The sequence below is a fragment of the Paenibacillus sp. FSL K6-1230 genome, from assembly GCF_038002385.1.
GTDB classification, from domain to species: Bacteria; Bacillota; Bacilli; order Paenibacillales; family Paenibacillaceae; genus Paenibacillus; species Paenibacillus massiliensis.
The window spans coordinates 2,091,733-2,106,290 of record NZ_JBBOCK010000001.1 but is presented as its reverse complement, the minus strand read 5'-3'; the positions used below and the strand labels follow the sequence as shown (position 1 = coordinate 2,106,290).

Below are 14,558 nucleotides of genomic sequence, written 5' to 3'. Positions count from 1 at the left end.
ATAGAATAGACTTGCTATATCATTCCACGCTCACTTCGGCATAAGCCAAAACGACGATCATGAACCTCTGATCATTATCTGAACGGGAAACGCATTCCCTTGCCCAGACCCTTAAGCTGCTTTAAAGCCTTTTTGTTCTTTGGACCCTTCGGTCCCATCATGTCCGAGAATTGCTTCATCATTCGGCGCATCTCGTCAAACTGCTTAATGAGTCGATTGACCTCAGCCAGCGACGTTCCGCTTCCCAGTGCAATCCGCTTGCGACGGCTGTGATTGATGAGATCAGGCTGCTGCTTCTCTTCAGTCGTCATAGAGTGCACAATGGCTTCGATGCGTCCCATTTGCTTGTCGTCCACCTTGATGTCCTTCATCTGCTTCATGTTGCCCATACCGGGAATCATATCCAGAATCTGGTCGAGAGGACCTAGCTTCTTCACCTGATCCATCTGTTCGAGGAAATCCTCGAACGTGAATTCAGCGTTGCGCATTTTGCGCTCCATCTCTTTTGCTTTGTCGGCGTCTATATTAGACTGGGCTTTCTCAATGAGAGAGAGCATGTCGCCCATGCCGAGAATCCGTGAAGCCATCCGTTCAGGATGGAAGGGCTCCAAGGCATCCAGCTTCTCACCCATGGAGGCGAATTTGATCGGACAGCCTGTTACAGCTTTGACCGAGAGAGCCGCACCACCACGTGTGTCACCGTCGAGCTTGGTCAGGACTACTCCAGTAAGCTCGAGCTGCGTGTTGAAATGCTCCGCCACGTTAACAGCATCCTGTCCTGTCATGGCGTCTACGACGAGCAGAACCTCATCAGGCTGAACTACACTATGGATTTGCTTAAGCTCCTCCATCAGTTCCTCATCGATATGCAGACGACCTGCGGTATCGACGATGACATAATCATGCCCGTTCTCCTTCGCATGCTGCATACCTTGTCTGGCAATCTCAACGGGGCTGGTCTGATCTCCTAACGAGAATACCGGCGCCTTGATCTGCTCTCCAAGGATCTGAAGCTGCTTGATAGCCGCTGGGCGGTAAATATCGCCAGCGATCAGCAGGGGGCGATGATTCTGCTTCTGCAGCAGCTTGGCCAACTTCCCTGTGGTGGTCGTCTTACCGGCACCCTGCAGACCTACCATCATAATCACTGTAGGCGGCTTGTTCGCTTTAGCGAGCTTTGCCTGACTTCCGCCCATCAGTTCGGTCAGTTCCTTGTTAACGATGTCGATAATGACCATACCAGGTGTGAAGCTGTCCATAACTTCCTTACCGACAGCCTTTTCCTTGACCTTCGCAATGAAGTCCTTCACTACCTTGAAGTTAACGTCCGCCTCAAGCAGAGCCAGTCGTACCTCACGCATGGCTTGAGCTACATCATCCTCAGATACCTTACCCTTGCCCCGCAGCTTGCTGAACACACTCTGAAGTCGGGTGGACAATCCTTCAAATGCCATACAGTCACACCTCCTCTTCCATGTTGTGACTACTCACCAGTGAGCCTCATCGCAACAAGCAGGTTACATTTCCTGCAAGCGACTCACGATGTCATTCATCTGCTGCAATGTCGCCTCATGCGGCATATCCGTCTGCGACATGAGCTTCGCCAGATGACCCTGCAGACGTTCAAGCTCTTCCGATCGCCGTTCATGTCTGGCTAGCAATCCAAGCTTCTCTTCATACATGTCGAGCACCTGCTCGGCACGCTTGATATGTTCATATACAGCCTGACGGCTGATTTCGAATTCTGCTGCAATCTCTCCCAGGGAGAAATCATCATGAAAATAATATTTGAGGAACATCTGCTGCTTGTCTGTCAGCAAAGGTTCATAGAAGTCAAACAGCAGGTTAATTCTGGTTGTCTTCTCGAGTCGATTCTCCTGACTCATTTTGGGCACCCCCATCGTCAAGGAAAAACACTTTACACTTCTTTTCAACGTTCCTTATCATACCTAAAAGAAATCTCGTTGTCAAGCATTTCTCCTTGTCACAATGAAATGACTTGAATTCCTTTGACGTGAGCCTAGATTTTGAGCGGTGTCAGGTAGAGCAGCACGGCAAAAAAGTGCAAAATGCTACCGCCTAATACGAACAAATGCCATACCGCGTGATGATAAGGAAACGCCCTCCACACATAGAAGATCGTCCCGAGCGTATACATGATCCCTCCGCCTACCAGTAGCACGATTCCTCCATGCGGTATAGTGGCCACTAGCGGATTCCAGGCAATGACGATGAGCCAGCCCATCACAAGGTAGAACGCTGTAGACATGAACAAAAATCGCTTCGTAAAAAACACCTTGAATATTACACCAGCAACTGCAATTCCCCAAACAATGCCGAACAGCGTCCAGCCCAGTGTGCCGCGCAGTGCCGTAAGCATGAATGGCGTATAGGTCCCAGCAATGAACAGGTAGATACAGGAATGATCGAAAAATTCGAACAAATCCTTAACCTTTCCTTCTTTAAAGCTGTGGAGAAGCATCGAATTCGTATACAGCAGCAGCATCGTTACACCATAAATGGTGAAGCTCACGACATGCCATGCTGTACCTTGTGTACTGGCAAAGACAATCAGAAGCACAAGAGCCGCTACGCTCAGAGCCGCGCCAATCCCGTGTGTAATTGCATTAGCCAGTTCTTCCCGTCGGTTGTAAGTGTAAGTATTAACCATACGAAACCTCCCATTATTCTTGTCGATCAGGTATTTAACCAGGGTATTTTCGAGATGTCCTTCACAGTGGCTTCCATCATTATACTATGTTACGGGCACACGGCGCACCTCGGCCCCATCCTGCCCTAGCTTACAAAAAAGGACCTGTGCTACACACAGGTCCAATATAACAATACATCAGCTAACTACAGCATACACAAGTACAACCTATGTTGACGTTATCTACATCCAATAGGTGTCATGGTTCACCTCAAGCTACAAGGCAGTATCCTTCTACGCAACTACGAAGTACCTGCATTCCATGTGCTCGCATGTGGTCACATGGATCGGTTACACGGTCAAAAATCGCATACTCCCGCTGTACGCGGCGGCAGTGTTATCAGGACTGGGAGTCCGAGGCATCCGCCGCCTCCTCGGTCGTCTCCTGTACAAGACCTGCGAACAGGGCATGTACGAACTGATCGGAGTCAAATGGCTGCAGATCATCAATCTTCTCGCCAAGGCCGACGAATTTGACAGGCAGGTTCATCTCCTGACGAATTGCAATGACGATACCTCCCTTGGCCGTACCATCCAGCTTGGTCAGCACAAGACCGGTCACGCCGCTCTTCTCACCGAAAAGCTTCGCCTGGTTCAGCGCATTTTGTCCTGTCGTTGCATCCAGTACGAGCAGCACCTCATGCGGGGCATCCGGGATCTCCCGCTGAATGACACGGAAGATTTTGTTCAGCTCCTCCATCAGATTCGTCTTGTTCTGAAGTCTGCCAGCCGTATCGCAGAGCAGCACATCCACCTGACGCTGCTTCGCAGCCTGTACGGCATCATACATCACAGCGGCTGGGTCTGAGCCTGAATGCTGTTTAATAACCTCTACGCCTGCGCGTTGGCCCCATACCTCCAGCTGCTCGATTGCTCCTGCACGGAACGTATCACCTGCCGCCAGCATGACCTTCTTGCCCTCCTGCTTGAAGCGATGAGCCATTTTACCGATTGTAGTCGTTTTGCCGACGCCATTGACCCCTACGAACAAAATGACGGTGATGCCATCTGGATTAGTCTTGAGCTCATTATTCTCCGTTCCACGCAGTAGCTCAGACAGCTTCTCAGAAAGCACAGGCTGCAATTCAGCCGCATCCTCAATTCGACGCTTTCTCACCTCATCGCGCAGCTCTTCAATCAGATTCATGACCGTGTTCACACCTACATCGGCACCGATCAGAATCTCTTCAAGCTCCTCGTAAAATTCCTCATCGATCTTTCTGCGACGAATAATCAGATCCGATACCGCTTCCACTAGGCCCTTGCGCGTTTTCTCCAGACCATCCTTGAATTGCTTGGTAACCGATTCTGTCTTACTGGCAATGCTCTCTCTCAGCTTCTTAAAAAAACTCAAGCTTAGTCCCTCCTGCTCTTATATCAACATTTTGCATCATTCATGTCATGTAGTTAGAAAGCCCTTTGCTTTCTGTGGCTTTCTAGCTTTTCGCTAATGACTGTACTCACCAGCTCATTCAACCTACCCTTAGATAGGGGGCAGAGCATTAGGCGATCTCAGCCTCTTCGTCCTCCAGCCGGACGGATACCAGCTTCGAGACCCCGCCTTCCTCCATCGTTACCCCATACAGCACATCCGATTCCTCCATCGTCCCTTTGCGGTGGGTAACAACGATGAACTGGGTCTGCTCTGAGAACTCCCGCAAATACTGGGCAAAGCGGACCACGTTCGCTTCATCCAGTGCAGCCTCAACCTCATCCAGAACGCAGAATGGCACTGGCTTGACGTGCAGGATGGCAAAAAGTAGTGCCATTGCTGTCAGGGCACGCTCTCCACCAGACAGCAGCTGCAGATTTTGCAGCTTCTTGCCTGGAGGCTGCGCTACAATATCAATCCCCGTATCCAGTAGACGCTCCGGATCAAGCAGCACGAGGTCTGCACGACCACCACCGAACAGCTTGGTGAACACGGTGCCGAACTCTCGGCGGATGGCATCAAAGGTCGTCTTGAAGCGCTTGGACATCTCCTCATCCATTTCACGGATGACCTGATACAATGTAGTTTTCGCTTCAATCAGGTCAGACTTCTGCTCATCAAGGAATTGATACCGCTCGTTCACGCGCTGATACTCTTCAATAGCACCTAGATTCACCTCACCCAGTGCAGAGATGCTACGCTTCAGCTTCTGTACCTCTGCCTGTGCTTCCTCAATATTCTCTGGTACAGGATACCGCTGCTTGGCAAGCTCGTAGCTCATCTCATACTCGTCTGCCAGCTTACGAAGAATATTTTCCAGCTCGACATCCAGCCGGTTCACACCAATCTCAGTCTGGCGCAGCTGCTCCTCTATCTCTTTAAGCTGATTGCGTTGATCACGAGTCTCGTTCTCCGCCAGCTCCAGCTTTTTCGATAACTCCGCTCGGGCAGCCCGCTTGAATTCCAGCTTCTCGGCTGTCTCGCTCTTGAGCATACGATAGCGATTCAGATCTTCAATCTGCTTCACGCTCTCCTCGCGATTCTTCTTGAGATCCGCCTCCACAGCTGCAAGCAGAGATCGGTTATTCCGGGCGTCCTTGCCAAGACCATCCGCATCCTGCTGCAGTCGGCGCAGCTGCTCCTCCAGCGAGAAGCGCTCCTGGTCAAGCTTACCTTCCCGAACCTTCAGATCGGTGAGTTGAACCTGTAGCTCCTCCTTGGCGGATTCGTTAGCCTTACGGGCGAACTCTGCAGCCTGAATAGCCTGGTGAACCTTCTGCTCCTCTTCTTCGAGTGCTGCGAGCTTCTTCACAGCCTCCTCACGAGAATGTTCCAGCTGCTTGATCTCCTCCAGAAAGCCTGATTTCTCCTGCCCTGAGATGGCAACCTGCTCCAATACATGGCGGAGCTCATGCTCTATCTGCTTCATCTCCATAGCTGCCTGCTGCTCTTCGCCCCGCTTTACATCGCCAGACTGACGTAACTCGTCCAGACGCTGCTGAGTCTGCTCCATCTCTTGCTTCACATTCTGTATGCTCTGGCGCAGCTTGTCCAACTGACTATCCGTGCTCTGAATCTCCTGATCCAGCTGATCCAGCTGACGCTTACGGCCCAGCAGGTTGGCATTCTTCTTGAACTGGCTTCCGCCTGTCATCGAGCCTCCCGCATTGACCACATCGCCTTCCAGCGTCACGACCCGATAGCGATACTGGCAGCGTGCAGCGATCCGATTCGCATCCTCCAGCGTACGGGCAATAACAACATTCCCAAGCAAGCTTCCAATGATGCCTTCATAGCGTTCATCGTACTGCACCAGCTCCGCACCGATGCCGACAAAGCCCTCAGCCTCTTCAGCAATTCGGCGTTCGCTAGCCCCAATCTGCCTTGGACGAATAACGTCCATGGGCAGAAAGGTTGCCCGTCCCAGCTGACGTTGCTTCAGGAAAGCGATCGCTTGTCTAGATACCGCCTCATTCTCCATTACAATATGCTGGACGGAAGCACCCAAAGCCGTCTCCATGGCCTGCTCCAACTGCTCTGGCACACGGATAAGCTCAGCTACAGCTCCATGAACTCCATGCAGTGTTCCTTTTCTGGACGCTTTGAGCACTTCCTTTACGCCCAGCATGAAGCCGTCAAAATCATCCTGCATTTCCTTCATCGTATCCCGTCTGGAGATGAGGGCTTCCCGTTTTTGCTCCCATTTTCTTACTGCGCCTTGACTTTCTTCCTGTAGCTTCTGCTGGGACTGGTAACGCTCGCTCTCCTGAATATAACCGGTTCGCAGACTGCTGATCTCGGTCGAGAGCTTGTTGCTGGCTGCCTCAAGGTGTTGCTTGCGTCCTTCCAGCTCGCTCTGCTGTGCCTCCCATTTCCCGGATTCATCCTGCACTCGATTCATCCTACGCTCGGCAGATTCCTTCTGCTGATCCGCATATCGAATCTCATTGCGCGTCTGAGCCATCTGGTTCATCAGCTCCAGCAGGCTTCCCTTCAGACTCTCCTCTTGCTCCTGACTGATTCCGCCAGTTACGCCTATTAACTTGGCTTCCTCCTGCAAGAGCTGCGAACGAAGCTGCTCCAGCTCTTGATTCAGGGATGAGACCTTCTCACGCAAGCTCTCTAGCTCCTGCTCACGTTCCAGATTGCGCGTCTCACTTGATTCCAGTGACTGCTGAAGCTGTTCACGATTCGTCTCCAGGTTGCGGAGCCGCTCCTTGAGCAGCTCTCCATAGCCCTCACTTTTCTCTGTCGCCTCACTGTATTGGAGAAGCTCTGCCTGCAGCCGCTCCACTTCTTCCTCAAGCTTGCGTAGCTCGGTACGATCGCTCTCCAGCATGGCATCATGTCTAGACACAATCGTGGAGAACTGTAGCTGCTCCTCTTGCAGCTGCTTCAGCCGTTCATTCGCTGCACTCCATGAGGTATGTATGGCCTCAATTTGGTGGACATAGACCGAAATTTCCTTAGATTTCAGTTGGCCTCGAAGCTCCTTGTAATGAATTGCTTTCTCCGATTGCTCCTTCAGCGGACCAATCTGATCCTCAAGCTCGGTGACCAGATCGTGAATACGCAGCAGGTTTTGTTCCGTATCATCAAGCTTGCGCACAGCCTCCCGTTTGCGGGACTTGTATTTCACAATACCTGAGGCTTCCTCAAAGATACCTCTACGGTCCTCTGAACGAGTACTTAAAATCTCCTCGATTCGCCCTTGACCGATAATGGAATAAGCTTCCTTACCAATCCCGGTATCCATGAACAGCTCGGTAATATCCTTCAGACGGCATGCCTGACGATTAATGAAATATTCACTGTCACCGCTGCGGTGGACTCGGCGAGTCACCGTAACCTCACCAAAATCAAGCGGAAGAGCCTGGTCCTCGTTATCAAGTGTCAAGGAAACTTCACCGAAATTCACGGCTTTACGGGCATCACTACCAGCAAAAATGATGTCCTCCATCTTGCCCCCACGCAGGGATTTCGCGCTTTGCTCACCAAGCACCCAACGGATTCCGTCGGAAATATTACTTTTGCCGCTCCCGTTTGGACCGACGACAGCGGTAATGCCACGGACAAACTCCATTTCCGTCTTGTCGGCGAAGGATTTGAATCCTGCCAGCTCAATGCGTTTTAAGAACATGTGTTGATTCACCTCTATTACTGAATATCCGTCAGACAGTTCTACTTTAAATCTATCTAGGTAGCCCGGACGGATGATAATGGCTGTCATAACTATAACCCAGAATAAGAATAACTAGAGTTGCTTATGACCACACTCGCTACCATACACTTCATAATCGACATCGGACAGTTAGCTCACCCCATAAGTCTGTCCACACGTAATTCTGTTAGTATTGTAGCACACGTAATACTTCTGGCCTGTGATTATAGCTCGGGCAGAACGAAAAAAGAGCAAAAAGCAGTCCGTTCCATACCTGAGGATATCTATCCTGCGGGCTGCTCTTTGCTCTTGCTTTGTCCTGACAGCATATAATTGCTACAGATCTGATCAAGCCTCGGACAACTTCAGCTTGTTCAAGGCTACTGCCGCCGCCTGCTGCTCGGCTTCCTTCTTGGAACGTCCTGTTCCGGTTCCCAGGCGTTCATTATCCATATGAACCTCAGCCACAAATTCGCGCTCATGCGCCGGGCCGCGTTCCTCAACAATTCGGTACTCTAGCACACCCATGTTATGATGCTGTGTCAGCTCCTGTAGCTCGGTCTTGAAATCACTCATCTGCAGCCTTCCATTCAGGACAATCTGAGGGAATATATGCTCATTCAAAAATGAGCGAACTACCTCGAGACCCTGATCCAGATACAGAGCGCCTATAAAAGATTCGAATACGTCAGCGAGCAAAGCCGGGCGGGTCCTCCCGCCGGTGAGCTCCTCCCCTTTACCCAGTAGAACATATTCACCGAAATTCAGAGCAACTGCGAACTTCACAAGTGAAGGCTCGCATACAATCGCTGCTCTAAGCTTGGTGAGCTCTCCCTCCGGGCGATTAGGGTACTGATGATATAGCTGCTCGGATACAGTCAGCTCCAGGACCGCGTCGCCCAAAAACTCAAGGCGCTCATTATCCTGATGCTGACCAAACCGATGCTCGTTGACGTAAGAGGCGTGCGTGAAGGCCTGTTTTAACAGCTGACGATTGTTAAACTGAATATGAAGTTTCTGCTGTAATTGCTTCAAATCTCCACTCAAGCGGCCTTACCCCTTACGCTTCGAATTTTTTTAGAACCACGGTAGCATTGTGGCCACCAAAGCCAAACGAATTGGACATTACAACATTTAGCTCTGCTTTGCGTGGAACATTCGGTACATAGTCCAGATCACAAGCAGGATCTTGATTGTCCAGATTAATCGTTGGCGGAATCGTCTGATGCTGCAATGCCAGACCACAGATAACTGCTTCCACTCCGCCAGCAGCACCCAGCAAATGACCTGTCATAGACTTGGTTGAGCTGACAGCTACCTTGTATGCATGATCACCCAGCGACTTCTTCACAGCCTCTGTCTCCGACTTGTCTCCTACTGGAGTCGAAGTACCATGTGCATTGATATAGTCAATATCCTCTGGCTGAAGACCCGCATCACGAATAGCCATCTTCATGCAGCGAGCTGCTCCTTCTGGATCTGGCTCCGTCATGTGGTGGGCATCTCCAGACAGGCCATAGCCTATTACCTCAGCATAAATGCGAGCTCCACGCTTCTGAGCATGCTCGAGTGATTCCAGAATCAGAACTCCTGCACCTTCACCCATGACAAAACCGTCACGATCCGTATCGAACGGTCTGCTTGCCTTCTCAGGCTCATCATTACGTGTGGACATTGCTCTCATGGAGCAGAAGCCTGCCATCCCTGTAGGACGGATCGTTGCTTCAGCGCCTCCACAGATCATGACATCTGCGTCCCCGCGCTGAATCAGACGGAAGGAATCCCCAATCGCATGACTTCCCGTCGCACATGCCGTGACTGGTGTCGTGTTAGGTCCCTTTGCCCCTAGGGTAATGGACAATTGTCCAGATCCCATATTAGCAATCATCATCGGAATGAAGAATGGGCTAACACGCTTTGGCCCTTTCTCCAAGAGCGCATTGTGCTGGTCTTCCCAGGTACCCAAGCCCCCGATTCCCGAGCCGATGGATACGCCCACACGCTCAGCTTCCGCATTCCCACCAATCTCAATTCCACTATCCTTCAGAGCCATGGTACCTGCGGCTACAGCGAACTGAACGAAGCGGTCCATCTTGCGGGCATCCTTGCGCTCCATGTAATCCTCTGGATTAAAATCCTTGATGGATGCAGCGATTCTCGTTGTATACTCACTGACATCAAAAGCCTCAACGACGGAGACGCCTGATTTGCCTGCCATCAGATTATCCCATAATGTATTCAAATCCTGGCCAAGTGCAGTGACTACGCCCATTCCTGTTATTACGACTCGTTGTTTCATGATTCACCTCTATGGTTAACTGCAGTCTGTTGTGCAATTGATTATTTTCATCTGATAGCATATATAGAATCAACTAAAGTTAGCAATGCTCCCCAACCTACCGGCAACATCCCGATACAAGAGCAGTTCCGCCTTTAGTTCAGCCTGTATCATCCCATCGGAAAGCAATGCAATGAATTAGGAGAAAGTCCCGCCTGAGACAGAACGGGACTTTGGTTTGCTGACTTAGGTCAGCATTTTGCATAATTCGATTAGGAACGCTCCCTAGTTCAAACTATAGGTAAACAGATTCTGCTCAGACTATAGCTTGTCCATTGAGAGCAGCTTATAGGATTTATGCAAAACGCCTAGGTGAGAGATTGTATGTACTTTACAACTTCACCTACAGTTGTAATTTTCTCTGCATCTTCATCAGAGATTTCCATATCAAACTCATCTTCCAATTCCATAACCAATTCTACTACATCAAGAGAATCAGCGCCTAAATCATCTTTAAAAGATGCTTCAAGTGTAACTTCAGCTTCGTCGGCTCCCAAACGGTCTACGACTATGCGTTTTACACGCTCCAATACGTCGGACATCCGGCTCACCTCCTCACCCGTATTATACGAAAATTCGAATTAAAATGCCATAGAAGAGAAGCAGTGCCACTCTTCCGCCCCAAGGGGTACAGGCTACATGTACATGCCACCATCCACATGCAGAGTCTGGCCCGTCATATATGAGGAGGCTTCAGAGGCCAAGAACAGCACCACTGCAGCAATCTCCTCAGGCCGTCCAAGACGGGCCAGCGGAATATCCTTGAGCATATTCTCGCGCAAATCATCCGCAAGCACTTGGGTCATCTCTGTATCAATGAATCCAGGAGCTACGCAATTGACAGTAATTCCACGAGATGACAGCTCGCGTGCCGAGGACTTCGTCAAGCCGATTACGCCTGCTTTGGCAGCTACGTAATTCGCCTGACCGGCATTTCCTAGAACGCCCACAACGGAGGAAATGTTGATAATCCGACCCGCACGTTGCTTCATCATCGGGCGGGTGACTGCTTTAAGACAGTTAAACACACCTTTGAGGTTCGTTTCAATAACCTGATCAAATTCTTCCTCTTTCATACGCATAATCAGATTATCTCTCGTAATACCCGCGTTATTCACCAGAATGTCAATGCGGCCCCAAGTGTCAAGCACTTGCTTGATCATCTGCTCCGATTCTTCTGCGCGACCAACATTAGCTTGTACAGTGATCGCTTCAGAGCCATGAGCCCGAATCAGCTCTGCCACCTCAGCTGCCGCCTGTTCACTGCCAGCATAGTTCACTGCTACATGGGCCCCTGCTTCAGCTAATGCCAGTGCGATACTCCGACCGATTCCCCGGGAAGCACCGGTGACCAGTGCAATTTTACCACTTAAAGGCTTGGACATGATTGCTTCCTCCTCGTACCATTGGCTTAATTTAGAGTGTCCTCTCCAGCAGGAACAGTCAATTCCTCTATCGTTGCCTGCAACGCAGCCAGACTGTTCACGTTGAGCAAACGGACTGATTTATCAATCTTCTTAATAAGGCCTGTCAGGACGCTACCTGGACCAAACTCAACAAAGGTGTCTACACCTTGTGAGATGAGCCAGTTCACACTGTCCTCCCACAATACAGGAGAGTAGACCTGTTCTACCAGCAACTCTTGAATCCGTTGTCCATCCGTTACAGGCTCTGCGGTCACATTCGCAACTACAGGATACTTCGCCTCGCTAAAGGATACCTGTGCAAGTTCTTGGGCCAGCTTCTGGGCCGCTTCCTTCATCATGGAGGAATGGAACGGGCCGCTCACCTCCAGCATAATTGCACGCTTGCCTCCAGCTTCCTTCACACGCTCAGCCACAGCTGCTACGCCAGCAGCTGTGCCTGACACCACGATCTGTCCAGGACAATTAACATTAGCTAATTCTACCGCACCTGCGGTAGTACTAATCTCCTGACACAGCGTAGCAAGCTTGTCCCGGTCCGCTCCAAGCACCGCTGCCATCGCACCTTGACCTCCAGGTACAGCCTCTTCCATAAAGATACCGCGAGCACGCACCAGAGCAACGGCATCCTCAAAATCAAGCACGCCAGCAGCTACGAGAGCACTGTACTCACCCAGACTGTGACCAGCTACATAATCAGGAGCAATGCCACTTGCCTTGAACGCTTCACAGAACGCCACACTAGCTGTGAGAAGAGCAGGTTGTGTGTTGGAGGTCTGCTTCAGCTCGGACTCAGGTCCCTCGAAGACAAGAGACTGCAAAGAGAATCCCAGTCGCTCGTCTGCCTTCTCAAATAATTCGCGGGCAACCGGAACTGCGTCATGAACGTCACGCGCCATGCCCACCGCTTGTGATCCCTGTCCCGGGAATACGAATGCTATTTTACCCATAGTAGTGTACCTCTTTCTAATGCAAAGTCAAAAAGTAGCAGTAAGCTACTTACCATACCAGTACAGAAGCACCCCAAGTAAGTCCTCCGCCAAAACCAACCATTAACACGCGGTCGCCTTCCTTAATCCGACCTTCCTCAGCCGCCTCAACAAGCGCAAGCGGGATGGATGCCGCAGAAGTATTCGCATATTTATCCACGTTAACAACTACCTTCTCTGCTGGTAGCTCCAGACGTTGCATCGCCGATTGAATAATGCGAATGTTCGCCTGATGCGGTACGAAGATATCGATATCCTCTTTGGCATAACCAGCTTTCTCCAGTACTACATCTGTTGCAGAGGCCATGACACGCACCGCGAATTTGAACACCTCGCGCCCATTCATATAAATATAATGCAATTTGTTCTCGATCGTCTCCGTTGTAGCAGGCAGACGCGATCCGCCTGCTTCCAGCTTCAGCAAGCCACCGCCTGCGCCTTCTGCACCCAGATCAAAGGACTTGAAGCCTCTTCCTTCCGGTACCTCACCAATGACAACGGCTCCTGCTCCATCTCCGAAGAGGACGCAGGTGTTGCGATCCGTGTAGTCCGTGATACGGGACAGGCAGTCAGCACCGATAATCAGCGCATTCTTGTACATCCCCGTCTGGATGAAGCCATTTGCTGTGGCTAGTCCGTATACAAAGCCAGAGCAGGCAGCTGACAGATCAAAAGCCGCCGCTCCCTTTGCACCCAGCTTATCCTGCAAAATACATGCTGTAGAAGGGAATGCCATATCCGGTGTAATTGTTGCTACGATAATCAGATCCAGCTCTTCCGCTGTAAGGCCAGCTGAAGCAAGTGCTCTCACAGCAGCCTCATACGCCAGATCCGAGGTCGCTTGCTCAGGCGCAGCAATATGACGCTGACGAATACCTGTACGGCTTACAATCCATTCGTCACTGGTTTCAACAATTTTCTCAAGGTCGCTATTCGTCAGCACTTTCTCTGGTACGTATTTTCCTGTACCGATAATGCCTACGGATTTTAAATTAGTCATGAAGTCACTCTCTTCCCGCTTATTTCATCAGATATACTGTCCACCAGCTTGTTCTGCAAGGCAATTCGTGCCTGACGCACGGCATTCTTGACAGAATTGGCATCCGCAGAGCCATGCGCCTTCACAACCAGTCCGCTCAAGCCAAGCAACGGGGCTCCGCCATGCTCAGCGTAATCCAGCCTGTTCTTGATGCCTCTCAGCTCTGGCATGATCAACGCTGCTGCTAGCTTCGTCTTAAGCGATTTGCCGAATTGCTCCTTAAGCAACGAGAAGATCGTCCCTGCAGCTCCCTCAAGCGACTTCAGCATGATATTACCAGCAAAGCCGTCACATACCAATACGTCGCAGTTGGCCGACAGAACATCTCTAGCCTCTACATTCCCCACGAAATGTACCGGCAATTGCTCTAGCAAAGGATAAGCAAGCTTGGTGAGCTCATTGCCCTTACCAGCTTCTGTTCCTACATTCAGCAGTCCTACTCGTGGCTTGGGCAGGCCGTGTACTTTGTTACGATACAGACTTCCCATCAGCGCATACTGGGCCAGATGCTCAGGCTTGGCATCCATGTTCGCTCCGAGATCCAACGCCAGTACGCCTACCTCATCCAGCGTAGGAATCATGGGGGCAAGTGCAGGACGCTCAATGCCTTCCATCCGCCCGACAACCAGTAGTCCGGTCGTCATTAGCGCCCCAGTATTTCCCGCCGAAATCATGGCGTCAGCCTCGCGCTCCTTCACCATTCTACCTGCAACCACCATCGAAGCATCCTTCTTCCGACGAACCGCACGTACTGGCTCGTCCTCACCTCCAATGACTTCCGAGGCGTGACGTATCGTCAGGTTGGCAGGACGCTCCTTCTCCAGCTTGAGTTGTTCCTCGATGAGCTCCTGATTCCCTACGAGAACAAGCTCTGTATCCTTCCACTCGACAGCTGCTGCAATCGCTCCGGCAACGATTGCCCCGGGGGCATGGTCGCCTCCCATGGCATCAATCGCGATCCGCAT

General features: G+C 50.9%; 12 protein-coding genes. All 12 read right to left on the bottom strand.

Features of this window, described 5'->3' with window-relative positions; translation table 11 throughout:
- Positions 1–74: 74 nt before the first annotated feature.
- The 12 genes from ffh to plsX all read right to left on the bottom strand — a co-directional run bounded on the left by ffh (position 75) and on the right by plsX (position 14,558).
- A complete protein-coding gene (gene ffh / locus MKX74_RS09275) occupies positions 75–1,454 on the bottom strand; it encodes a signal recognition particle protein (RefSeq protein WP_018883533.1) in 1,380 nt (459 codons plus the stop codon).
- Positions 1,455–1,517: 63 nt separating this feature from the next.
- Positions 1,518–1,886 (bottom strand): YlxM family DNA-binding protein, encoded by a 369-nt coding sequence (ylxM, locus tag MKX74_RS09270; protein ID WP_018883534.1) that lies wholly within the window; start codon positions 1,884–1,886, stop codon positions 1,518–1,520.
- A 134-nt stretch (positions 1,887–2,020) separates the two neighbouring features.
- Positions 2,021–2,671 carry a PAQR family membrane homeostasis protein TrhA gene (gene trhA / locus MKX74_RS09265; RefSeq protein ID WP_025681534.1) on the bottom strand — a complete coding sequence of 217 codons (651 nt, stop codon included), beginning with the start codon at positions 2,669–2,671 and terminating at the stop codon, positions 2,021–2,023.
- 379 nt (positions 2,672–3,050) lie between these two features.
- The gene (ftsY, locus tag MKX74_RS09260) at positions 3,051–4,064 is read right to left on the bottom strand and encodes a signal recognition particle-docking protein FtsY (protein ID WP_028592365.1); all 1,014 of its coding nucleotides are present in this window, start codon (positions 4,062–4,064) and stop codon (positions 3,051–3,053) included.
- Between the two features lie 148 nt (positions 4,065–4,212).
- Positions 4,213–7,782, bottom strand: coding sequence for a chromosome segregation protein SMC (gene smc / locus MKX74_RS09255; RefSeq protein ID WP_341178170.1), 3,570 nt, complete (start codon positions 7,780–7,782; stop codon positions 4,213–4,215).
- A 369-nt stretch (positions 7,783–8,151) separates the two neighbouring features.
- Positions 8,152–8,850 carry a ribonuclease III gene (rnc, locus tag MKX74_RS09250; protein WP_018883538.1) on the bottom strand — a complete coding sequence of 233 codons (699 nt, stop codon included), beginning with the start codon at positions 8,848–8,850 and terminating at the stop codon, positions 8,152–8,154.
- A 13-nt stretch (positions 8,851–8,863) separates the two neighbouring features.
- Positions 8,864–10,102, bottom strand: coding sequence for a beta-ketoacyl-ACP synthase II (fabF, locus tag MKX74_RS09245; RefSeq protein ID WP_018883539.1), 1,239 nt, complete (start codon positions 10,100–10,102; stop codon positions 8,864–8,866).
- Between the two features lie 347 nt (positions 10,103–10,449).
- Entirely contained in the window at positions 10,450–10,683 is a 234-nt protein-coding gene (locus tag MKX74_RS09240) for an acyl carrier protein (protein ID WP_018883540.1), read from the bottom strand.
- 93 nt (positions 10,684–10,776) lie between these two features.
- Entirely contained in the window at positions 10,777–11,526 is a 750-nt protein-coding gene (gene fabG, locus MKX74_RS09235) for a 3-oxoacyl-[acyl-carrier-protein] reductase (RefSeq protein WP_018883541.1), read from the bottom strand.
- A 26-nt stretch (positions 11,527–11,552) separates the two neighbouring features.
- Complete coding sequence (gene fabD, locus MKX74_RS09230) at positions 11,553–12,515, bottom strand: ACP S-malonyltransferase (RefSeq protein WP_341178169.1); 963 nt, start codon at positions 12,513–12,515, stop codon at positions 11,553–11,555.
- A 49-nt stretch (positions 12,516–12,564) separates the two neighbouring features.
- Entirely contained in the window at positions 12,565–13,554 is a 990-nt protein-coding gene (locus MKX74_RS09225) for a beta-ketoacyl-ACP synthase III (RefSeq protein WP_341178168.1), read from the bottom strand.
- A complete protein-coding gene (gene plsX / locus MKX74_RS09220; protein ID WP_025681529.1) occupies positions 13,551–14,558 on the bottom strand; it encodes a phosphate acyltransferase PlsX in 1,008 nt (335 codons plus the stop codon). Before plsX ends, MKX74_RS09225 begins: the two co-directional genes overlap by 4 nt.